This is a genomic window from Pantoea sp. RCC30.1 (genome assembly GCF_058148845.1).
This window is the reverse complement of record NZ_JBXUHX010000020.1, coordinates 1-21,150: the sequence shown is the minus strand read 5'-3', so window position 1 is coordinate 21,150 and position 21,150 is coordinate 1. Positions and strand designations below refer to the sequence as shown.

The following is a 21,150-nucleotide window of genomic DNA, read 5'->3' as shown; positions in this document are numbered from 1 at the left end:
AGTATCGGACGGCTGGCCTGCGCTCAGCCCGTACCCGGTAGCCACAGCGGCGCTGCCGGGCTGAATCCGTCAGCGTGGCCTGCACCCATGACCAGAACGCGTGTCCGGCATGCGGGGTCACACTGTAGCCCGCCTTTTTCATGATGTTACGGGCAATGCTCTCACTCCATTTTACAGATGAGTGAAAGTGCGCCGTTAATATCACCGCGTGATGTGAACATGTTTATTTCGTGAAATTCGTTCATGGTTCCCCAGCTCCCTGTGAGAATTATATTATCGGCAGGGATTAATAATGACTTAACCCGCATTTGTTATATTTTTTTGCGACAGTAACAGGGCGTTATTTAATTAAATAAATGCGCTGCGTGATAGAATGGTGACTTATTTCTCCTGCAGGAAACTATCCGTGAATAATCATAAAGCCAGAGTAATGGTGCTATCCGCGATTGCATTTATACCCTGTTCGTTCGCTATGGTGACGGCAGGATTCTCTCCCGGCGGCACGGCGCTGAACCTGATACTGCAGTTCGCCGGCAGCGCGCGCCAGAGCGTGGACGTGGCGGCCTATGACTTCACCAGCCAGCCCGTGGCGCAGGCGCTGGCTGCTTCCGTAGCGCGGGGCGTGACGGTAAGGCTGGTTGCCGATGAAAAGAAAAGCCGGGACCGGTGGTCACTCGTCAGCGCGCTGGCCTGCGCAGGTGTGCAGGTGCGCGTCAACGGCATGTACAGCATCATGCATAATAAATTTATTGTTACTGACGGAAGCGCGGTTGAAACCGGGTCATTTAATTACACGTCATCAGCTGAAAAAAGAAATGCTGAAAACGCGCTGGTTATTACGGGCGAGCCGGAAACCGCGCGACAGTACCAGACGGAATTTAACCGTCTGTGGAATGAATCTTCGCCTGCAGCCTGCTCAGCGGACAGGCTGAATTAAGAATCATGCAGGTCTTATATTCAGTATTGTGATCGGGAGGTGGCTTATTATGGCGGCAAAGAAAATATTTCCGGTGCGGTTTGCCGGCCAGCGCGGAACGCAGGAATGTGCCGCAGATTTCCGTGCGGACAAGCCGGAACAGTGGCAGCGCTGGCTGAAATACGCGCGGGATAATAAAGCCACGACGGTGGTGACCTGCCTGTGCCGGCCACCCGATGAGGACGCTCGCTGCCGGCGCCTGAAGGTGCACCTTTCCCAGAAAACAGATCAGTGCTGGCTTGCGTCATGGCCGTTTTCCGGCCATGAGCACGCGCCGGACTGCCGCTTTTATTCCGTCTGGTCTGATGAAAGGCAGGCCGCTATTTATGCACCTAACGCCGTAAAGGCGGCACCGGACGGGAACATTGTCATACGCCTTCCCACCGGCCTGCAGAAGAAAGATATTCAGGAAAAAAAACCGGATGTGCTCCCGGTCAGCGCCGGACCCGTTAAGCGGCGCCGGCAGCCCTCGATGCGCCTGCTGGGGCTGCTGCACCTGCTCTGGGAGCAGTCCGGCATCAACGTCTGGCACCCCGCCTTTGACCGGAAAAAACGCTATCCGGGCTGGGTCAGCTGGCGGCTGAATGAAACGGCCGCACGCGTACGTATCGGACGGGTGCCGCTGCAGCAGTCGCTGATGCTGATGGCCATGAAGGACTCAGCGCAGGCCGTGCAGAACCGTCAGGTTGCCAGAGACGCCGGCAGCAAGTCACGCCGTCTCATCCTGATCTCACAGTTGGCTGCCTGGAGCGACGCGGCCGATGCGCGACTGGAGTCCACGCTTCCGCTGGGACTGTTTGCCGGTTTTCCCGCGCTGCAGCTGCCTGATGACGTCAGAGCGCGCCTCGCGCGGAGCTTTTCGCGCGAACTGGGAGACTGGCGCCGCGGTGCCCGGGTCATGGTTATCTGTGAAACCGAGCCGCCGGAAACGGTTTTTATCCGAAGAGACGGGCAGAACCTGCCGCGCAGCAGCTGCAGGATAATCGATGCGGCGCTGATGACCGTCAGTCCGCGTTATGTTCCCCTGGACTCACGCTATGAGGGAATGGTCGAGGCGCGTCTGTGGCAGGAAAAACGCGCGTTCATCAAGCCGCTGCGCTATGACGGTGAGGAAAATGTTTTCCCTGACTTCGTACTGACTGACGTTGCCGGCGCTGAAGCCCTGCCGATGGAGGTGTTCGGTATGAATACCCCGGATTATCTGCAGCGTAAACAGGTTAAAACAGTGGAGTACGACAGAGAGTTCGGGGCCGGGCAATGGTGGCAGTGGGATGCCTCAGCAGACCCTGAAGGCCATGATATACCGGCATTTCCGCCCCGCTGAGCACGGTTTAATGCAGGCAACTTCACGGCTGGCGGCATATACTGACATTCTGAGTAACGGATACGCACTGTATAGCAGACAGCGACGTTACAGGTTCACGTCTTAAAGCTGAAAAGCTGTCAGAATGGAGTATTTTCATGGCCTTTCAGAGCCCGGCCCAGAACTACACAGAAACACGCCTGAGTCTGGGCGACCTCGTTCATCTTTCACCTTATTCAACCTACCTGATGCGCAGCGACAGCAGCTTTCCCGAAGCTGGCATCGTTAAAGGGTCGGTGCTGGCCATCGATCGTTCGCTGGTACCGGTGCACGGCCAGCTTATTGTGGCCGAGTCTGACGGTGATCTGACGCTGCGGCGCCTGCTGCTCGATCCGGTTCCCGCCCTGCAGGCACCGGATGCGGATGAAACCATTACCCTGCTGGATGTGAGTCAGGGACTTCCCGTATGGGGCGTGGTTGCTTACGCACTCACCGATGTGGCCGGGCTGGGATTCACCGGACCGGCGGGAGAGTAATCATGTTTGCGCTGGCCGATGCCAATAATTTTTACGCTTCCTGCGAAACCGTATTCAGGCCTGATCTGCGCGGTAAACCTGTCGTCGTCGTGTCAAATAACGACGGATGCGTCATCGCACGTTCGGCCGAAGCAAAGCGCATGGGTATAAAAATGGCCGCCCCGCTGTTTCAGAACGAGCGTTTTTTCAGGCAGAACGGCGTTCAGGTGTTCAGCTCTAATTATGAGCTTTATGGCGATATGAGCAGCCGCATGATGGCCATCCTGGGCGAAATGGCCGCCGGGCAGGAAGTTTACTCGATCGACGAGAGCTTTCTGGACGTCACCGGGATTGGCAGCCTTATCCCGCCTGAGATGTTCGGACAGCAGATGCGCGAGCGCATAAGACGGGAAACCGGACTGGTTATTGGTGTGGGATTCGGGCCGACCAAAACGCTGGCTAAACTGGCCAACCACGCGGCCAAGAAATGGACTCAGACCCGGGGTGTCGTTGATCTGTCAGACCGGAGCCGGCAGCGAAAACTTCTGCATCTGACCGACGTGAGTGACATCTGGGGCATTGGCCGGCGCATCAGCCTGCGCCTGAACCAGCTGGGCATCACAACCGCCCTGCAGCTGGCAGACAGTAACCTCAGCATGATCAGAAAAAATTTTGACGTTATCACTGAGCGCACCGTGCGTGAGCTCAACGGCGAGTCCTGCCTGGCGCTCGAGGATGCGCCTCCGCCGAAACAGCAGATTGTAAACTCACGCTCTTTTGGCCAGCGCATTACGCGGCTGGAGGAGATGCAGCAGGCCGTGGTGCTGTATGCCACGCGTGCGGCGGAAAAACTCAGGGAGCAGAACTCACGCTGCCGTCATATCAGCGTGTCCATCGCAACAGCCCGGCACGGCGATGAGCCTCAGTATTCGAATACGGCTTCCCGCATCTGTGATTATCCGACCAGTGATACGCGCGACATTATTGAGTCAGCCATCCACGGCCTCAGCACCATCTGGAGGGAGGGTTACCGGTACGCCAAAGCCGGCGTCATGCTGGGTGATTTTTACCAGTCCGGGGTCGCGCAGTTTGACATGTTCAGCGAGCAGCAGCCGCGTGCAAACGCTGATGCGCTCATGGCCGCGCTGGACACCATTAACCGCTCAGGTAAGGGAAAGGTGTGGTTTGCGGGTCAGGGTAATCGTGACAGTGCCTGGCAGATGAAGCGCGAAATGCTGTCACCACGCTATACAACGAGGTTAAAAGACATACCGCTGATTAAATGATGTTGCAGAGTGACGTGAGGATATAAAACGGACGACGAAACATTGTCAGCCAATTAAAGTCTGTCTTCGCGACAGTTCCGGTCTGCATTAAGCTCCGCTTTACAGCATCCTGCAGAAACCCTGCAACTTATCATATGAGCGTAGCCAGCCGGATTTTCAGCACTTATCCCGCTATCAGGCAAAACGCCAATTTTGCTGAATTGCTTTTATACAGGCCTGGTTACAGAAAAATCGATGGGTTAATATTTACACACTTACCAGGTTGCTCAGGACCAGACATGCAGACGATAACTACGCGTGAACAGATATTAGTGAACGGAACCGTCAGTGAAAGGGTTGCCACGCACATTGTGACAGGCGCTCACGGGTATGAAACGCTTTGCACAAGCGGGTACAATTTCGATTACAACGACAGGCAGGAACTGGTCCATGACTGTGAAAAGCTGGCGGAAGATGAGCTGCCTGTCACCTGCCCTGTCTGTTTCGTTATCTGGGATGATGTACATAAGTTTAAGTCTGACGACTTTGATACGGAGTCGGCAAAGGGAAGTTTTACCGAGACCGGCCTCACTGAGATCACGATAGGTCAGATTTCAAAGACTGAAGAAGAATAACCGTCGCCAGGCGGTTTTTTTTAACCTTTACCTGCCGTCCGGAAAATAGACACTTCTGCCGCATGTCTATTTAGCGACCCGTTATAAAGATGAAAATTACTGCCAGTCCGGCAAACAGTATTGCAAATTTCTTTATCCTGTTTGCCTGTGTCTCTTTAACTGATATGTATCTTTTAAGGTCTCTGTCCAGCTGAGACTCTTCAGCCTGTAACGGGTCGTCAAGCCATAGTCTTTCTTTAAGTGATGATTGCATTTCCTGTATTTCTCGCTCGATTACCCCTAAATAAATCAGAAAAGCTAATGGAATTAAAACTGGTATCGCTACGCGCATAACATCTAAAAGTGTTACAGGCAGATTCATATTTTCCCTCCAGAATTTTTACCATATTATAACGGCAGTAAAAATACTGCTGCTGCTATCAGTGAAACTACAATTGAAATGCTATGTGATGTGGAAAGTTTGTCGCATTCTGCATCAATCATGCTATCCAGGGTTTCTTCATTGGTCTGCGTTGCCAGTAATATCGGCAAATTATGCCATTGCTTTAACTCTTTCATCTTTTCATAGTGGATAAGAGTTTGGCGAATATATACATGATGCAGCCAGAAAAGAATGGCAAGGCAAACCGCCAAATATTTTACGATATAAAATGTTCCAAGTGTCTGTTCCATACATAATCCTCCTATTTGATCGACTTTAGCACTTGAATAAGGGCTGCTACTGCCCAGAGCGGGCAAGTTCTTCGGCATGCTAATAAGGGACAGTATCTCAATGTGCTTATTATCAAAATGACAGAGCACCCAGTCTTCATTCCCTGCAGATAAGCATTGACAGAAATTATCTGTCCCTGCGGTGCTGCACAGTTACCGCAGAGACATTTATAAGGTTTTAAATCAGTGGCGGATCTGGATCTGCTCAAGTTCCTTTTCGGTGAGACCTGTCAGATTCATCACCGTCGGATTATCGAGTCCTTTAAGCAGCATCGCCCGGGCAATTTTCAGCGTTGCTTCGCGCTCGCCTTCCATCCGGCCCTGTTCCCGCCCTTTCTGTTCCAGCTGCTGTGCAATCGTCATCAGTTCATCCTCATGCTGCGGCACTTTCTGCGCCAGGTTGCGTACAAAGGCCTCGGCGTCATCGGTTTCGCCCGCCTGTACGAGGTAGTTTATCAGCGAAATCAGCTGCTGTCCCGTGAGGTGACCGGCCATCAGGGTGGCGGCCAGCCGGTCCAGCAGGTCGGCCAGATCGCGCCGGTGAATGTGTTTCTGCAGCAGGGTCAGCGCGGCCATGCTGCGGTGGTGCATGATTTCCTCATCCGGAATGACCGTGACGTCGACCAGCGGGAACGGGGCACCGTAAAGGCGACCGGCCAGCGCTGGGTCGTCAAATTCCTGCAGCCAGTTCGTGGAGTACGGATACGGGCTGCGCCGACCGGTGTAGAACAGCACCGGGATGACCAGAGGCAGCTTTTTATGCCCGGCGTCGAGGTGTCGCTGCATGGCGGCTACGGCATAGCGCATCAGGCGGAACGCCATGTGCCTGTCGGGCGTTGACTGGTGCTCGATGAGCACGTGAATATAGCCGTGGCCGGCTGCGGTTTTCAGGCTGTACAGCACGTCGCTGTAATAGGCGCGCAGATTTTCCTCCACGAAGCTGCCGGACTCCAGCTTCAGCGTGCTGAGATCGCAGATGGCGCGCAGCTCCGCCGGCAGGTGCAGCTCTATAAAGTCACGCGCCGTGCCGGGATGCGTCAGGAAGGCCCTGAATGCGGCATCGTGAGGCATTGGTGTTGTCTTTTTCACGCTGATGATCTCCTCTTCAGGTGTGCGGCAGTGCCGGCGTGCGCGGTGCGTCCGGATTAACCTGTATGCGGGCCGACAAACCGGCCCGGACGCAGGACTGATACCAGTCCGCGACCTGCAGTGCATCACCCTCAAGCGTCTTCCTGACGTCACCCGGCAGCTCCAGCTGCAGACAGGCGGACCCGTCCATGCGCACGACGAAGGCCGCGCCTGTGGCCTGGTAATCCAGATCGCCCAGCCGTATGCTGATGCCCTTCTCCGCTGCGCTTCCCGGGAGGGACGCCAGCACCTGCACCGTTGTTTCCCGCCGCCGCTTTTCCTCCGCGTCGCGCTCTGCCCGGAGAAAGGGCAGCGCGGCAGCGCGGCCGGCATCCGTCAGCTCAACGGCCAGCTGCAGGTTAGGCGCGCGCAGGGTACGGAGCAAGCCAGCCGCCTCCATACGCCGGCATGAGGCGCGGAGATTATTACCGTATACCTGCCCGTTCGCCGCACGGCTCAGCATGTGCTCGATATCGCGTGTTGCCACCGGACCGGCGGCCCGCTCCCCGAGCGCGGCCAGCACGGTCAGAATACGTCGCTGCAGCGCCGACAGCCGCTTCATGATGAAAGGGCCGCGGCCAGCGCCCGCAGGCGTGCCCGGTCGCCCCCCTCACGGGGATCATCCGTACCCGAAATTCCACTTTCCCACCACCCGCACATCATACCGGCGACGGCGGTAACCGCAGGCCGGATGGCCTCCCCTTCTTCTGTGAGCCGGAGCTGCAGCTTTTGTATGACCGCGATGGCCTGACGGGTCTGCGCGTCATAGTCACCGGGCCGGGCAGACGCGGGTGAGAAATTTCCGGTTTCAGTCATTATTTGTTCTCCAGAAAGCTTATTCAGCTAGTGTATCTTTAAGTAACGATTTTCACTAATAATATATGCTATTGATAAAAAATAAATGTGTAAATCATACTCCGTGCCGTTTTCAGTCAGGAAGATCCGAAAAAGGGTGGAACCGGATCTTCCGGTGTTGATGGCGGTTTTCTGCGCAGGTCACTACATATAGTGGCTTATCCAGCTGGTATGGCTACCAGATGTAGGGTTCTGGCTGCGGAGGTCCTCTGACAACGCGGGCTTTGCCCCGCCCCGCCGCCGTGCTACGCTTCCGGTTACTGCCGTATCGGGAAAAAGTCGGATCATACCAGTACGGGTGTCAGGTAATTGCGAGAGGTTTCTATATCACTTCTTACTATCACTCATGAGATTTTAAGTTAGGTGAATATAAGATATTAAATGTTAACTTCAGTTATTGATGCAGCGGGTTCCGCATTCTGTAGTGTCGCGCGTCATAATATCCATGCGTTACTATTTATTGGGCAAGGATTAAATGAAAATTTTTAAGCATGCGTTATGTGACCTGATTGATGAGCTTGAAGATGAAAATGGAACAGGCCGCGTCTGGATTAACACCAGATTCGATGACGACCTAGATCCATCGACTTGGTCTGAAGCAACTATTAATTCACCGGTAAGGTATATAGTGGCCAAGCCATATGACGCGCAAAACAGATTTTGGCTGAAGTGTATGCCACAGGAAGTTCCTGCCCTTAATCTCGCTCGTGCCTTTCCTGCTAACAAACTTAGACGTGCAGCCTGGGTTCTCGCAGGGTATTAGAGCTGGGAGGAAGTTTCTGTGGAATAAAAGTAAGGCGGGATTGAGTAGATATGGAGTAACGGATGATAACTCAGGCAGACAGCCTTACTAGCGGAGCGATAAGCGCTATTTCACATCCATTGACCGTTCAGGTCCTTAACCAGGGGCCGGGGATATGGGGAAATGTGGCCACCGGGCTGATCACTGCCGGGGCGGCGATTGCGGCCGTGATGCTGACTCACAAGTTCACCCTGAAAAGAGAGAGGATAGCGTCAGAAGACAGGCTGCAGCGGGAGCGGTATTTCATCGCCACCGAGTTGGTTTTTCTGCTGGAGCAATTCGCCGAGAACTGTGCGAGTGTCGCCCGGGATAACGGATCCGAACATGAGCATGCTTTTGCACCTTCTCATCCCCTGCCCGAACTTGACTATGCTGCTGTCACCGGTGACTGGCGCACCCTGCCCGTCCGGCTGATGTACCAGCTGAGGGAGCTGCCGGTTCTCAAAAGCGAATCGGACCGGACAATTGCTTCGGCGGATTTTATCGGTCCGGAATATGACGAGTTCTTTGAAGCCCGGCAGTACGAGTACACCCGGCTTGGCCTGAAGGCGGTGATTTTGTCCCGGCGCCTGCGTAAGCTGACAGGCTTCCCGGATTCACGCCTCAACGCCACGCCCTGGTCGGCGCAGCGCGTGCTATGGGAAGAATGGCGCCGGGAGAGGAATCGACGCTCGGTGCAGTCCCTGCTTCATGCCCGTGCGCTGGCTGCATTTGAAGTAAAGAACGATATGAGAAGAAAAGCGGCAGACGACGCTTCCGATTCCGGAGAAAACGCATGAACCATTTATTGCTGCCTGCGCAGGCCGGCGGCCAGTTTCAGGCGCAGCAGCTGCCGGTGGCCATCGACTACCCCGCCGCGCTGGCGCTGCGTCAGATGGCCGCGCTGGTCGACGACCTGCCAAAGTACCTTCTGGCGCCGGAGGTCAGTGCCCTGCTCCACTTCATGCCCGACCTGCGGCGCAAGATGCTGTTCACCACGCTGTGGAATACCGGCGCCCGCATCAGCGAGGCGCTGGCACTCACAAGAGGGGATTTTCTGCTGCGTCAGCAGTACCCGTTCGTGCAGCTGGCCACGCTCAAGCAGCGGGAGGATAAAGCGGAGCACCGTGCCGGACGCCGCGCCGCCGGCGTCGTGCCCCACCGCTTGGTGCCCCTTTCCGACGCGCAGTACGTCACGCAGCTCGAGATGATGATCGCCACCCTGCGCATCCCCATTGAGCGTCGGAGCGAAAAGACGGGGCGCACGGAGCGGGTGAGGCTGTGGGAGGTTACCGACCGCACGGCGCGCACTTGGCTCAACGAGGCCGTGGCGGCGGCGGCGTCAGAGGGGGTCAGTTTCTCAGTGCCGGTCACCCTGCACACCTTTCGGCACAGCTACGCCATGCACATGCTCTACGCCGGCACGCCGCTCAAGGCGCTGCAGAGCCTGCTCGGCCACAAGAGCGCGAAGTCGACGGAGATTTACACCCGAGTGTTTGCGCTGGACGTGGCGGCCCGGCACCGGGTGCAGTTTCATATGCCGGGAAATGAGGCGGTGTCATTACTCAAAGGGAAATTACCCTAATATTTAAATGATATGCATACTCATCGAAGACTCTTTGTATGCTTAACGAGTTCATTTTGTGTATCTTACGTGTATACACTGAGTACTCGTAAGGTATGCAGGGTGTAAACTAGTTCTTGCTCTCGCAGATCAGCAATGATATAAAATTCGCACCAGATACTTATTGTGTATCTAATGGAGTTCTATCGCATATCTTTTGTATATACAATGTGCGTTTCTTGAATGCTCATTTGATATCTCTACAGGCGGATTTTATGACTGTTATCGTTATGGCTCACAATAAAGGTGGTGCCGGCAAAACTACCTCTTCAGTGCACGTTGTTGGGGAGCTAAAACCAGCAAAAGCTTTAGATCTTGATACGCACAGAGGGTTATCAATAATTCATGGTCTTAGGCCGGAAGATAAGCAAATCCCTATATCGATCCCTGAAACACAGGATGAATTAATTAAAGAAATTAGTGCGTTTAAGGGCACTGATGAACTGCTTTATATCGACTGCGGTGGTTTCGACTCCGATATGACGCGTACTGCGGTAGCATTTGCTGATCTGGTGATTGTACCTGCTAAAGACTCTCTGCCAGAACGCATTGGTCTGATGAGTTTTGATAGCGTGTTGGGTGAGATTAGTGAAATCGTTGGCAGGCATATTGAGGCACACTTATTTCTCTGTAAGACAAACCCTAACAAAAAACATTACCCAAAACTTGACGCGCTACTCCCGACTTTTAGACACATAAAGCTAATGAGCAGTCGCTTATCCTATCGTACTGCGGATTTTGAAGAGTCTCTTGAATCAGGATTTGGTATCACTGAATCGTTACATGGCCGAACTACCGCTGGAGGTAAAGAGGTGAGATTAATGGTTGAGGAGATGCTAAAAATTATCAAAGAAATTTAGATATCTATAGGGTGCCTTATGGGTTCTTAAAGTGTATCCTTTACATATCTATCACATATCCTTTGTGTATTTAAGGTGTATTTATGAATAAGAAGTTTGATCTGGCGGCGCAGCAGGAAAAACTCAGTGGTTTAATGAATTCTGCAAAGTTGAAGACCACTGCGGTTTCCGATGCTGTACCTGATAAAGAAGCTTCATCAGAAATCAAAACGTCACACAAAAATAAGTCCCGAAGTAAGAATTTACGAGCGGTGCCTGAAACCTATTTTGAGGCACATGCTTCATTAAAAGCAGCAAACAAGACTTCCCTTGATTTTAGCTCGTACATACTTGAAGCAATACGTGCAAAGTTAGAGAGCGATGGTGCTTTAGATCAGCAATAAGCAGCCCCAGTAAAAGTACCTTATGTGGTGTCTATGTGTATCTAATGAGTATGCAACGTGGCTCTTAGGTGTGTTCATTATGCGCATTATTGATATGCGAGGGTTTATGTCTTTTTTGGGATATATAACTGGATTCTTAGGATTTTCAAAGTTAGCAGAGAAATCCAGGAAGAAAGCTGCAGAGTGGGGTTTTCTTCTCAGTACGCTGTTTATCGTGCCCCTTTTCTTCCTGCCTGATGCCAGTGAGCTGGTCAAAATCGGCATGCAGCTGCTGTGGGGCGCCTGTGTTTCGCGTGCAGCCTTTCTGGCTAACGCCGGCTGGAAGAAAAAAAACAATCAATGAATAATTAACGCAGAGGTATTGATGGCCATTCAGGAAATGCTGACGCAGATGCGGGGGCAGGGGATGATCCTCCGAACGGTGACCCAGTCAGCCGGTATGTTTAAGGGGCCCGTCCGCAGGCGCCGCCCGGCTTTTGATGACTGGCTTCATCAGCTTTCGCGTAAGGACAGGGTTCCGCGCGGACGATACTTCCGCGGAAAGCGCCCGGGCAAGCCCCTGATCATCATGGATGAGTTCTGGACGCACTTTTCATGACAAGGCAGGGCAGCAGACCTACGTTATGTCTGCTATGCCCTGCAGTTACAGGTTACATCACGCGCGCCACCGGGATATCACTCCAGCGCGTGGTCCATGCCGGTGACAGCATGTCCCGTCTCATTTTCCATTCCGTATTCACGCCCTGACCGGCAAACCACACGCTGCCCAGCCCGGACTGATTGATGCCGTCCAGCACCTTCATCAGCTGCGCGCTGTTGGCCCGCGGCTGTGCATCGTCAAAGAGGTTCAGCTGACTGACGCCATGCGGCGTAAAGTCATCGAGCATCACGCCGGCCTTCATGTACCTGCGGCCGTCCAGCCAGATACGGTCGAGCGATCGCATGGCCGCCCCGATGATATCGCGGGTGTCCTGGGTCGGCAGGCTGAGTTTCTCGCCGGCGCTGTTGCCGTAAAACACCTCGTTTTCTGCATGCGGCGACGTCCGGATAAACACGCTGATGCGTCGGCAGAACTGCCGCTCTCCCCGGAGCTTTTCTGCGGTGCGGGTCGCGTACTGACACAGGGCCTGCTGCATGGCCACTTTTGAGGTGATGCGCTCACCAAAGGACCTTGAACAGCAAATCTGCTGTTTAGCCGGCGGGAGTTCCTCCAGCGGAATACAGGACTCCCCGTTGAGCTCACGCACGGTCCGCTCCAGCACCACGCTGAAGTTTTTGCGGATGAGCGTGGGATGCGCGCGCGACAGCTGCAGGGCATTTTCAATACCCATCAGGTTCAGTCTTTTTGCGATGCGCCTGCCCACGCCCCAGACTTCCTCCACCGGCTGATTCTGAAGCAGGGTGGCCGTGCGCTTCGGGTTACCGGGCGTCAGGGCCAGTACCCCGCGGAACTGCTTCCACTCCTTGCCGGCCCACTGGGCACTCTTTGCCAGCGTCTTTGTCGGCCCCATGCCGACGCCGACGGTCAGGCCGGTTATGGCCAGCACGTGCGCCCGCAGGCGCCGGCCGAAGTGCTCAAAATCCTCACACCCGTCAATGCCGGTCAGATCCAGGAACATCTCGTCAATCGAGTACTGCTCGACCCGGGGCGTTACCTCCTCCAGAGCCGTCATCACCCGCTGGCTGAGACTATGATACAGCCCATAGTTTGAGCTAAACACATGAATCTTATCAGGATATCTTTCATTTTTTATCTGAAACCACGGGGCGCCCATTTTGATGCCCAGCGCTTTGGCGCCCGCTGAGCGGGCGATGACGCAGCCGTCATTATTGCTGAGCACCACCACCGGTTTACCGCGCAGGTCAGGACGGAACAGGGACTCGCAGCTCGCATAAAACGAGTTAACGTCCGCCAGTCCGAACATAGGCAGCGCCATAGCTACCTCCTGCGCGCTTTTGTACTGTTGAAGAACCAGGTGACGACGCCGAGCAGCTGCAGCTCCTCCGGATAAATGACGGAGTAGGCCGGGTTCATCGGCAGGAGAGCCAGACGGGGTTGAAGCTGCAGGCGCTTGACCGTAAATTCACCGTTCACCTCGGCGATGACAATGTCCCCGTGCGAGGCCTCTTCTGCGCGATCGACGACCATGACGTCGCCATCACACAGCCCCAGTTCCTGCATGCTGCTGCCGCTGGCACGCACAAAAAACGTGGAGGCGCGCCGGCGGATGCAGAGCTCATTGAGGTCAAGTTCGCTTTCCACATAATCTGCGGCCGGCGAGGGAAAGCCTGCCGCACAGGGATCTGCATAGAGGGGCACGCGTACCCGGGGGGTGAAAACCGGGGGCCAGAGCAGCATCAGGCCTGAGCCGTACGCGGCGGGTTTCACAGGACGCTCCGGGATGAAAATACCGGTGATGGGATATGTGCTGTATGTAAGTCGTGCATAAATTCCTCCTCTGTAATTAACTGGATTTATATACAGTATTATTGGGCGAAATTTATCTGGCAAGAAAAAGCAGCAGGGGATTACTCAGATGCGGTTTTATCTGGCTGATTATCAATAAAAAATTTTTACCATATGTATTTTTCAGCAGCATGACGTGGGATAACGGGCAGATCACAGGTTCCACCGGGCTCCCGGGAGGTGATTCATTCACCCGGTAATCTGTCTGCGGACTTCCTGATCCATGCGCTTTTTTTTGAGAAAGGCGCGTAAGCAGGTTCTGCCGGCAAAGGTGAAATGACGCTTCCTCGCCACGGCTGTTCGTTCCTCGCGCTGCTGCGGTACGCCTCAGCCGTGACTGCGGCGAGCGTTGCATGCTCACGTTTTAAGGGCAGGCTTTTTTTCTGTTACTCGTTTGATCCGTAAGCGTTGTATAGAGATGGTGTAATCGCTCTCTCAGAGGTATATCAGCTCAGAATCAAAATAACGCCTTTCATTGAAATTTTTTTGCAACTAAGTTGATGGGTTATCTTGAAATAACCATCAACAAGGCTTAATTATTAACAGGGCAAATTTGCCCTGGATTACCCACGGAAAGCATAAAAATGAGTAAGAAAGTAGATGTGGTTAAGGTGAAAAACGGAGCAGGCTGGACGCCAGGTCAGCATCATGCAGTTGAAGAGGAAGGGACCCATAAACTTCTGTTTGAATGTGAGACTCAGAAAGAGGCTATTGATTGGACTGTTAAATGTGGCTTTTCAATTAATGTTCATCGTGAACGTAACCGTAAACCAACAGACAAACACGGTCAGTTCCGCGGCAACTAACCCTGCCACTGCTAAAGCCACCTAAGCGTGGCTTTTTAGCACCCGCATACCAATCGGATTTACCGTAACACCTCGTTCTCAGTTCATCCCGCTTGCCCGCCTCATTTTCACAAAGGCCGTCGCTGCGCTCCGCTTTTAACCGGCGCGCCGGCGTTGCCTGACGCCGGAAATCCCCCCTCATCCTCAGACGCTCTCTTTACTCCTTTCCGGGCTGCACCGTGCCTTCACGTTAGCCGGGCCGCTGCGCAGGCAAGGGTCCGTTGCACCTCTCTCGTCACCCGTTCCCCGCCGTGCGCGGGACATTCAGTCCGCTCCGGCGGCGCGTGCGGCTTCCTCCTTCGCCCGTTGCCTGCTCCGCTTTGCGCCCGTCTGCTGTGGCGGCACGGCGCAGGTGAGGCCGTGCAACCATTGACTGAGGAGAGAACCATGCCGAACTGGTGTGCAAACAGGCTGCGTGTGACCGGCCTGGCGGAGAACGTGAGTCAGGTGCGGGCGCTGATGCGGGGAGAGGTGCGTCCTGCATATGCGCGGGCGGAAAGGGAGGGTATCCAGCTGTTCCTGGCGGGCTGTGCCGGTCTGCTGCGCCCGGTGATGGGCGAAATGTATGCGCCTTTCCCGGCGCTGACGGCGGCGGGGCAGGGCGAAGACTCGCCGGAAAACCGCGCCTTTACGCAGTGGCTCGTGCAGCTGCGTAAAGGCACAGAACTGACGGACAAAACCTGTGACCGGCTGCACGACCTGTGGCTGGCCACCGGACTCCGCAGCCGCGCGTGGGATGCGCTGGATGATGAGGCACAGGCTGTGATGAATAGCCTGTGGAAGCGAAAGCATTTCGACTGGTCAGGCGTGATGGGGGCGGCCCTGAGTGATTGCTGGAATCAGGTCTGCAGTGATGCCATTGCGGACGACACTGCTGAATTTGATATGCGCCTGCTGCTGCCTGCTCGCCTGGATGTGCAAATTAACGGTTTCAACGGTGGCCTGCTGGACGGCGTGCCGGGCGGCTATGAGTTCAATATTGCGCAGTACGGTGTGAAGTGGCCAATGGGATACGCGCTGGAGGTGACTGACGGCTCACCGGATTTTGTGGATGTAGATTTTGATACCCCCTGGTCTCCGCCGGACGGGCGGGTATTCGAAGCCCTGAGCTGGCGTTTCAGTGTGACTGCTGAGCACTGGTACGCCGAAAGCGGCTGTAACTTCTGCGGGTTCGCCGCTTACAGCGACGGCGAACTGACCGACAGCCTCTGCGGTGAGCTGGAACGGGATGAAGAGGACGGGGACGGCGTTGCGTGCGTGACCGGTCCGGACTGGATAGTAAACAACATCGGCCATTTTGGCGGCTGACGGGAGGCGGCGGGGGAAGCCCCGCCGGACAGAATGATGAAAAGAGAACTTACCCTTGCGGGCCTGATGGCCAGCCTGTCGGGATTTGCCCCGGATACGCCGTGCGTGGCCCACATCTGGATGGCGGACGACTTTGATGACATTGACCCGGAGCTTACGCCTGGTGAAGTAACTGCAGCGATCGAACTGGCGGACAGAACGCTGGATGCTGACGTCAGCCTCAGCTGGGAATTTATGCGCGACTGTGCAGAAAGCGTGAAGGCCCGGAGGGAGACTGAATGAACATCTGGCTGGTCAGTTATCAGGAAGAGGCGGGCAGCAGCTCACATGAATACCACCTGCTGCTCAGCGGGCAGGACTTTACGCTGGCCGAAGCCGCATGCGAACGGATGGGGGAAACCTGGTGGCCGCCGGAACGTCCCGTCTGCTCTCAGGGCTGCTACTGGCAGTTTGATCGGGGCAGCGTCTGGCTAAAGAGCATCGTTCTGCTTGAAGAACGTGAGGCACAGACGCTGGCCGGCCTGCGGTTCCTTGATGAGTGGACGGTGAGCGGTTCGCCGGACGCGCCCGTCATCTGCGACCGCAGCGACTGCCGGTGGGAAGATTACCGGCCCTGATATTTTCACCCGATGCCGCCCCGACCGGCGGCATCTCATTTTTAAGGGATAAGGAAGTCGCTTCGCTCCGCCTCTTTTGCCGCTTCCCGTCCTGCGGCCGGAAACCGGCAGGGATAAAGTGCCGTGCCCTCACGGTAGCCGGGCCGCTTCGCAGTCAAGGGAAGCTTCGCCGTCCTGCTCACCCGTTCCCCGCCGTGCGCGGGACATTCAGTCCGCTCCGGCGGCGCGTGCGGCTTGCGCGTCCGCCCCTGCCTGCTCCGCTTTACGCCCGTCTTTGTGGTGGTCACGGCACCACAGGGGTGCCCCCCGAAACTCAGGAGCATAACTATGTCCCGATTCATGCGTGGCGACAGCGTAGAGATCATGGCCGGCTTTCCGGATAACAGCATTGACTTCATTCTGACCGACCCCCCGTACCTCGTCGGCTTTAAGGACCGTTCCGGCCGTTCAATCGCCAACGACGTGAGCGACGAGTGGGTACTGCCGGCCAGCCGTGAAATGTTCCGCGTGCTCAAAAACAACAGCCTGGCGGTGAGTTTCTACGGCTGGAACCGCGTGGACGTCTTCATGCAGGCATGGAAATCGGCGGGCTTTCGCGTCGTCGGGCACCTCGTCTTCACCAAAACATACGCCTCGAAATCGGCATTTGTCGGGTATCAGCATGAAAGCGCCTACCTGCTGGCTAAAGGGCGCCCGCCGCTGCCGGCAAAACCCTTACCTGACGTAATGCCCTGGCAGTACACGGGCAACCGGCACCATCCGACCGAAAAGCCGGTGAGCGTATTGCAGCCGCTGATCGAAACCTTCACGAAGCCCGGTGATCTGGTTTTAGACCCGTTTGCAGGCTCTGGTTCGACCTGCGTCGCCGCGGACCAGTGCGGCCGCCGCTGGATCGGTATCGAACTGCTGGAGCAATACCACACGGCCGGCCTGCGTCGACTGGGTGAGCTGCGCGCCGCCCGTTCTGCCCGTGCCGCATAACGTTTTCCGTAACCAGACCAAGAGGACAGCACCATGACAGACCAGATAATGACAACTGACAACACCCAGCTTACCGACGACATTAACGACCTGGAGGAATCGCTTTACGAGTTTCACCTTCGGTTACGGGACATGACAAAGCGCCATCTTTTCCGCGGCGCGGCGCCGGCACAGAAAATGGCCGGGATGCTGATCGAGCAGATTGATACCGAACTGGTGGCGCTGTACCGGCGCGCTGCCGAAATGCGCGGGCACCTGAAGTAACGGACGGGCGGTCATTTTATGACCGCTTACTGTTTAAGCGCTGATACTGCCGCCGCGGCGCTTTTGTCCACAGGGTTACCGACCGGATATGCACCCGGGCTGTGGACAGAATGAAATAAGGACGTTGCTGCGCGCCGCTATGTTCCGCCATGCGGCGGGACAGGGCAGAAAACCCGGTCCGTGCGTGCTGCGGCCGGTGCCGTGACTTCACTTTAGCCCGGCCGCTGCGTGTTCAAGAGATCGCTCCGCTCGCCATCCTCGCCCGTTCGCACTCGCTCCGCCGCGCTTACTCCCGTCGCGCCGCCGCTCAGACATTCGCGCCAGCGCCGTGCGTAATCCCGTCTCCCGCTCGCTTGCGCTGCGGCCTGCGGTGTCGCTCCTGAACACTCCGCTTTCCGCCGGGCTGTCATTCAGTCACGGCACAGGCCGGAACCTTAACCCCCTCTGACTGCGGAGATGTCTGATGAACACACAACCCCACGTTTTACAGCCGGCGTCTGTCCTAGCCGATTTTGTCAGCCTGCGTTTTCTGCCTTCCCTGTTTGGTCACGATTACGCGCAGGCCGAAAACAACGTGTACCTCTACGCCAGCCGCTACCTGGCGAACTATGACGGCACGGTCTGGGACTTCGTACAGCTGCCGGGCGGCGGCGGTTACATGAAGCCGGAAGGTGAAGAACGCTACATGTACTCCAATCCGTACCACTGGACGGAGCTGGAAATCAGCGCCGACGCGGCGGGGATCATCATCACGGCGCTGGTTCTTAACCATCGCAGCTGGCTGTACGACCGCCACGACGACGAAGAACTGAGTGCGCATTTCTGCCAGCGCCACCGCCAGCTGATGGAGTGTGTGAAAACCCATCCCGAAGCCGCCGCCATTTTCTGCGCCCTGAACTGATAAATCACGGGGCGGCATGGCCGCCCCTCTTAAGAGGAAAAAACCATGTACGGAACCGTTAATGAACTCTGCGCCCGATTATTACAGCGTTACAAATCTGACGAGCTTATGACGCTGATTATCTGGACAAAAGAGGACGTGCTGGCCGTTCTTGATGACGAAAGCGTAACGGAAGAAACCGCCGCTGATATCGTGCAGCAAATCAGCGGGCTGGACGCACAGCACGATTATGGCGTGAGTCTGGAAACGCTCCAGGCCGTGCTGGAAAACATCCGCGAGGAGGAAAAGCAGGCCCGCGTGGCGACCGTGCCCGCCGCCGCGCTTGAGACGGCGATCAGGGTGGCGTGGGACTTCATGAGGCTTGAGGATGCGCAGAACGGAGAAGGGGCATCTGCCCGCCGCTTCCCGGCGGAAACGGCGGCGCTCTTTCGGATCAGCGCGCTGCTGAGAGAGCAGAGCGGCAAATAAACATATATCTGACAGCACGGGGCAGCAGGGCCGCCCCGGTAAGGAGAGAACCTTGTACGGAACCGTAAGCCAGCTGTGTAACGACCTGAAAATTCAGTTTGAGGGCGATAAGAAGATCACGCTGATTATCTGGCGTAAAGAAGACGTGATACGGGTTATGGGGGAGGAGCACGTAACGGCGGAAACCGCCGCCGAAATCGTCTGTGACCTTGCCACATGGGACAGGGATGCGCAGCACGAGGCGGGCGTGGGAGCCGAAACCCTCCGCGAGCTGGCTGATAATATCCGCTACGCCGCCGGACAGCGCAGCCGTCTGGTGACCCTTTCAGCCGGCGATCTGGAAATACTGATGCAGGCGGCGGGCAGGCTGCCGGATGCAGGCGCAGGCAGACAAACGGACGCGATTCAGGCGGCACTCAGGCGCGCATACCTTGCCGTAAACCAGTAACAAAGGGGGCCGGGCAGGGAGGCCCGCCGCCACCCTCCTGGTGCGCAAAACCCCCTACGCCTTCGGCGCGCAGGCGGAAGGGCTCGCGCCTGACGGCGCGGCAGCCGCATCGCTCCTGATAACAGTAACTATCAGAACGGTGCCAGCAGCCACCTTTTCAGGCTTATTTCCTGGCATAATACGTGATCATGACGGCCATTTCTGCCCGTGCCGCACAGAAAGAATGCAGCTGTGCCGGGCGTCCGGGCGGCTGTCATGCTTCGCACAGAGCCGGCAGACCGTCTCTGCCCGGGCCCGTTCCGGGCCAGCGGGTTTCCATCCTGACGCAACCCCTGCAACCGGCTGTCGCCGGTGCGTTCACTGGCCCCGAAAACGGGGCCGCTGAAGACCGGACTGGCAAAGAGCCGCCGTCCGGGGCTGTGCTCTGTTCATCTTCCGCGTTCAGTTTAGTTTCCTGAATCCCTTCGCCGTGCAGAAACCTGGCACGCGGCCGTCTTCACGCAAGGGACGCACGCTAAACGGCGTCACCCGGTCCCTGCGGGCTGCGGCTTTGCCGTTTCCCCCTGCGTTCAGCCTGATGCCCGCGAGCCCGTTCTGCCTTCACGGCAAGGAACTCAGAGAAACATCAGATAAACCACACGGGAGACACAACATGTCACGGCAGAACGTCAACACCACGGCTGCAGAATCTAAAGAATCATCGCCTTTCACGGCAAAACCATCAGAAGAGATCAGGTATGAGGCTATACGGCGCGCTTTACGTCGCAGTCTGTTTTACACGGACTGTCCACAGTTCAATGTCAACACGGCGGCGCTGCGTAGCGATTTTTCTATGAACCTGGAGTTCCTGATGGCGGCAACCTTCACGCGCGAAGAGGCGGAATTTAATACGGGAAAATTCCGTTCAGGAATCGAGATGCTGCTGATTAACGCGCATGAAAAGCTGCTCATCACAGTTTCTGTCTATGCCACGGCGGCAGGCATATCACCGGAGACTTATGAAACGCGGATCGTGCATTCAGCCAATCCGATCGGCGAAGAAGAGTATGCGGAGAACACCGAATACCAGACGACTAACACCTACAAAGTCGAAGGCGGGCTGAATGCCGCCGCGCTGGAACTGTTCTGGTCTGAGCATGGCGGGCTGAGTAAATATGCGCTGCAGAATCTGCCGGTCGCTGACGCGTACAGTCCGTTCTGCCACTGGCAGTTTTCGCGCCTGAGAGGATAAATGATGGCTCCCCTGCAGTACGATGCAGGGGAAAATACGGCATATAAAGCACATGAAAACCTGACTGTTCACTGAAAAATCAGCTTCTTTAGAACCGTAATGGTCACTTTCTTCGATCCGGAAACGCCCTGTATCACGCGGTAAAAGCTGTCTCCCCGGGCGTCCGGGCGCGCTGTCATGCTGCGCACAGAGCCGGCAGGCCGTCTCTGCCCTGCGGGTTTCCATCGCTGACGCAACCCCTGCAACCGGCTGTCGCCGGTGCGTTCACTGGCCACGAAAGGCCGTGGCCGCTGAGGACCGGACCGGCATAGCCGTCCGGGGTGTGTTCGTGCCCGTTTTCGCGCGCGGCGGGCCTGTTCCGGTCAGTCCAGGCGCGGAGGGCTGGTCGTAGCACCGTCATTCGTCAGCTGCAAGGGTGAAATGCACGCCTGCGGCGCCCTTGCACCTGCCGCCTGCCGTTGCTCCTTTGCCCTCTGCCGCGACTGGATCGACCGAAACATGACAACCCACCTGAGCAGGAGAAATGCCATGAACACACAGAACGTCAACGTCAACACCGCCACGCCAGAATCTCCCAAAACATG

Annotated in this window: 29 protein-coding genes; 21 read left to right on the top strand and 8 right to left on the bottom strand. The window is 56.1% G+C overall.

All coding sequences use genetic code 11. From position 1 onward, the window contains the following. Window positions 1-406 precede the first annotated feature (406 nt). The 5 genes from AC2LB6_RS16980 (at window position 407) to AC2LB6_RS16960 (ending at window position 4,694) form a co-directional block, all read left to right on the top strand. Window positions 407-937 (top strand): phospholipase D family nuclease, encoded by a 531-nt coding sequence (locus AC2LB6_RS16980; protein WP_490094360.1) that lies wholly within the window; start codon window positions 407-409, stop codon window positions 935-937. A 49-nt stretch (window positions 938-986) separates the two neighbouring features. Further along, a complete protein-coding gene (locus tag AC2LB6_RS16975) occupies window positions 987-2,300 on the top strand; it encodes a DUF1173 family protein (protein WP_490094359.1) in 1,314 nt (437 codons plus the stop codon). Window positions 2,301-2,437: 137 nt separating this feature from the next. Then, window positions 2,438-2,815: a S24/S26 family peptidase gene (locus tag AC2LB6_RS16970; RefSeq protein ID WP_490094358.1), complete on the top strand. Its 378-nt coding sequence runs from the start codon at window positions 2,438-2,440 to the stop codon at window positions 2,813-2,815. A 2-nt stretch (window positions 2,816-2,817) separates the two neighbouring features. Beyond that, a complete protein-coding gene (umuC, locus tag AC2LB6_RS16965; protein WP_490094357.1) occupies window positions 2,818-4,080 on the top strand; it encodes a translesion error-prone DNA polymerase V subunit UmuC in 1,263 nt (420 codons plus the stop codon). A 278-nt stretch (window positions 4,081-4,358) separates the two neighbouring features. Beyond that, a complete protein-coding gene (locus AC2LB6_RS16960) occupies window positions 4,359-4,694 on the top strand; it encodes a hypothetical protein (RefSeq protein ID WP_490094356.1) in 336 nt (111 codons plus the stop codon). Window positions 4,695-4,764: 70 nt separating this feature from the next. On the opposite strand, the gene AC2LB6_RS16955 is transcribed toward AC2LB6_RS16960, so the two are convergent. From AC2LB6_RS16955 to AC2LB6_RS16935, 5 genes are all read right to left on the bottom strand, one after another. After that, entirely contained in the window at window positions 4,765-5,055 is a 291-nt protein-coding gene (locus AC2LB6_RS16955) for a hypothetical protein (protein WP_346446801.1), read from the bottom strand. 26 nt (window positions 5,056-5,081) lie between these two features. After that, window positions 5,082-5,366, bottom strand: a complete 285-nt coding sequence (locus tag AC2LB6_RS16950; RefSeq protein WP_490094355.1) for a hypothetical protein — start codon at window positions 5,364-5,366, stop codon at window positions 5,082-5,084. A gap of 222 nt (window positions 5,367-5,588) precedes the next feature. After that, entirely contained in the window at window positions 5,589-6,500 is a 912-nt protein-coding gene (locus AC2LB6_RS16945; RefSeq protein WP_490094406.1) for an Rpn family recombination-promoting nuclease/putative transposase, read from the bottom strand. A 10-nt stretch (window positions 6,501-6,510) separates the two neighbouring features. Then, complete coding sequence (locus tag AC2LB6_RS16940; RefSeq protein ID WP_490094354.1) at window positions 6,511-7,095, bottom strand: hypothetical protein; 585 nt, start codon at window positions 7,093-7,095, stop codon at window positions 6,511-6,513. Beyond that, entirely contained in the window at window positions 7,092-7,349 is a 258-nt protein-coding gene (locus AC2LB6_RS16935; protein ID WP_490094353.1) for a hypothetical protein, read from the bottom strand. Before AC2LB6_RS16935 ends, AC2LB6_RS16940 begins: the two co-directional genes overlap by 4 nt. A 514-nt stretch (window positions 7,350-7,863) precedes the next feature. On the opposite strand from AC2LB6_RS16935, the gene AC2LB6_RS16930 reads away from it, so the two are divergent. The 6 genes from AC2LB6_RS16930 to AC2LB6_RS16905 all read left to right on the top strand — a co-directional run bounded on the left by AC2LB6_RS16930 (window position 7,864) and on the right by AC2LB6_RS16905 (window position 11,379). After that, window positions 7,864-8,151 (top strand): hypothetical protein, encoded by a 288-nt coding sequence (locus AC2LB6_RS16930; protein ID WP_490094352.1) that lies wholly within the window; start codon window positions 7,864-7,866, stop codon window positions 8,149-8,151. Between the two features lie 62 nt (window positions 8,152-8,213). Further along, window positions 8,214-8,969, top strand: a complete 756-nt coding sequence (locus AC2LB6_RS16925) for a hypothetical protein (protein ID WP_490094351.1) — start codon at window positions 8,214-8,216, stop codon at window positions 8,967-8,969. Beyond that, window positions 8,966-9,754, top strand: coding sequence for a tyrosine-type recombinase/integrase (locus tag AC2LB6_RS16920; protein WP_490094350.1), 789 nt, complete (start codon window positions 8,966-8,968; stop codon window positions 9,752-9,754). The genes AC2LB6_RS16925 and AC2LB6_RS16920 overlap by 4 nt, the downstream gene beginning before the upstream one ends. Window positions 9,755-10,008: 254 nt before the next feature. Further along, complete coding sequence (locus AC2LB6_RS16915) at window positions 10,009-10,653, top strand: ParA family protein (protein ID WP_490094349.1); 645 nt, start codon at window positions 10,009-10,011, stop codon at window positions 10,651-10,653. Window positions 10,654-10,736: 83 nt separating this feature from the next. Further along, entirely contained in the window at window positions 10,737-11,036 is a 300-nt protein-coding gene (locus AC2LB6_RS16910) for a molecular chaperone GroEL (protein WP_490094348.1), read from the top strand. Between the two features lie 79 nt (window positions 11,037-11,115). Continuing rightward, window positions 11,116-11,379 carry a hypothetical protein gene (locus tag AC2LB6_RS16905; protein ID WP_490094347.1) on the top strand — a complete coding sequence of 88 codons (264 nt, stop codon included), beginning with the start codon at window positions 11,116-11,118 and terminating at the stop codon, window positions 11,377-11,379. 307 nt (window positions 11,380-11,686) lie between these two features. On the opposite strand, the gene umuC (AC2LB6_RS16900) is transcribed toward AC2LB6_RS16905, so the two are convergent. After that, window positions 11,687-12,961, bottom strand: a complete 1,275-nt coding sequence (umuC, locus tag AC2LB6_RS16900; RefSeq protein ID WP_490094405.1) for a translesion error-prone DNA polymerase V subunit UmuC — start codon at window positions 12,959-12,961, stop codon at window positions 11,687-11,689. A 14-nt stretch (window positions 12,962-12,975) separates the two neighbouring features. Beyond that, window positions 12,976-13,425: a translesion error-prone DNA polymerase V autoproteolytic subunit gene (umuD, locus tag AC2LB6_RS16895; protein ID WP_490094346.1), complete on the bottom strand. Its 450-nt coding sequence runs from the start codon at window positions 13,423-13,425 to the stop codon at window positions 12,976-12,978. 662 nt (window positions 13,426-14,087) lie between these two features. Here umuD and AC2LB6_RS16890 point away from each other — a divergent pair. The 10 genes from AC2LB6_RS16890 (at window position 14,088) to AC2LB6_RS16845 (ending at window position 20,566) form a co-directional block, all read left to right on the top strand. Beyond that, window positions 14,088-14,309, top strand: coding sequence for a hypothetical protein (locus AC2LB6_RS16890; protein WP_031594384.1), 222 nt, complete (start codon window positions 14,088-14,090; stop codon window positions 14,307-14,309). A gap of 426 nt (window positions 14,310-14,735) precedes the next feature. Then, window positions 14,736-15,656 (top strand): DUF1281 domain-containing protein, encoded by a 921-nt coding sequence (locus tag AC2LB6_RS16885; RefSeq protein WP_490094345.1) that lies wholly within the window; start codon window positions 14,736-14,738, stop codon window positions 15,654-15,656. Between the two features lie 33 nt (window positions 15,657-15,689). Then, window positions 15,690-15,938 (top strand): hypothetical protein, encoded by a 249-nt coding sequence (locus tag AC2LB6_RS16880; protein WP_490094344.1) that lies wholly within the window; start codon window positions 15,690-15,692, stop codon window positions 15,936-15,938. Continuing rightward, window positions 15,935-16,273, top strand: a complete 339-nt coding sequence (locus tag AC2LB6_RS16875) for a hypothetical protein (RefSeq protein WP_490094343.1) — start codon at window positions 15,935-15,937, stop codon at window positions 16,271-16,273. The genes AC2LB6_RS16880 and AC2LB6_RS16875 overlap by 4 nt, the downstream gene beginning before the upstream one ends. Window positions 16,274-16,600: 327 nt before the next feature. Next, the gene (locus tag AC2LB6_RS16870; protein ID WP_490094342.1) at window positions 16,601-17,254 is read left to right on the top strand and encodes a DNA methyltransferase; all 654 of its coding nucleotides are present in this window, start codon (window positions 16,601-16,603) and stop codon (window positions 17,252-17,254) included. 33 nt (window positions 17,255-17,287) lie between these two features. Then, entirely contained in the window at window positions 17,288-17,518 is a 231-nt protein-coding gene (locus AC2LB6_RS16865; RefSeq protein ID WP_490094341.1) for a hypothetical protein, read from the top strand. Window positions 17,519-17,981: 463 nt separating this feature from the next. Continuing rightward, complete coding sequence (locus AC2LB6_RS16860; protein ID WP_187514191.1) at window positions 17,982-18,419, top strand: antirestriction protein; 438 nt, start codon at window positions 17,982-17,984, stop codon at window positions 18,417-18,419. A gap of 45 nt (window positions 18,420-18,464) precedes the next feature. Continuing rightward, on the top strand, window positions 18,465-18,887 hold the full coding sequence (locus tag AC2LB6_RS16855; protein ID WP_346447039.1) for a DUF1380 family protein: 423 nt from the start codon (window positions 18,465-18,467) through the stop codon (window positions 18,885-18,887). A gap of 52 nt (window positions 18,888-18,939) precedes the next feature. After that, entirely contained in the window at window positions 18,940-19,335 is a 396-nt protein-coding gene (locus AC2LB6_RS16850; protein ID WP_313680162.1) for a DUF1380 family protein, read from the top strand. 469 nt (window positions 19,336-19,804) lie between these two features. Further along, window positions 19,805-20,566 (top strand): hypothetical protein, encoded by a 762-nt coding sequence (locus AC2LB6_RS16845; RefSeq protein ID WP_490094340.1) that lies wholly within the window; start codon window positions 19,805-19,807, stop codon window positions 20,564-20,566. Between the two features lie 396 nt (window positions 20,567-20,962). Here AC2LB6_RS16845 and AC2LB6_RS16840 read toward each other — a convergent pair. Further along, on the bottom strand, window positions 20,963-21,150 hold a 188-nt coding region (locus tag AC2LB6_RS16840; RefSeq protein WP_207114680.1), incomplete at its 5' end, for a hypothetical protein.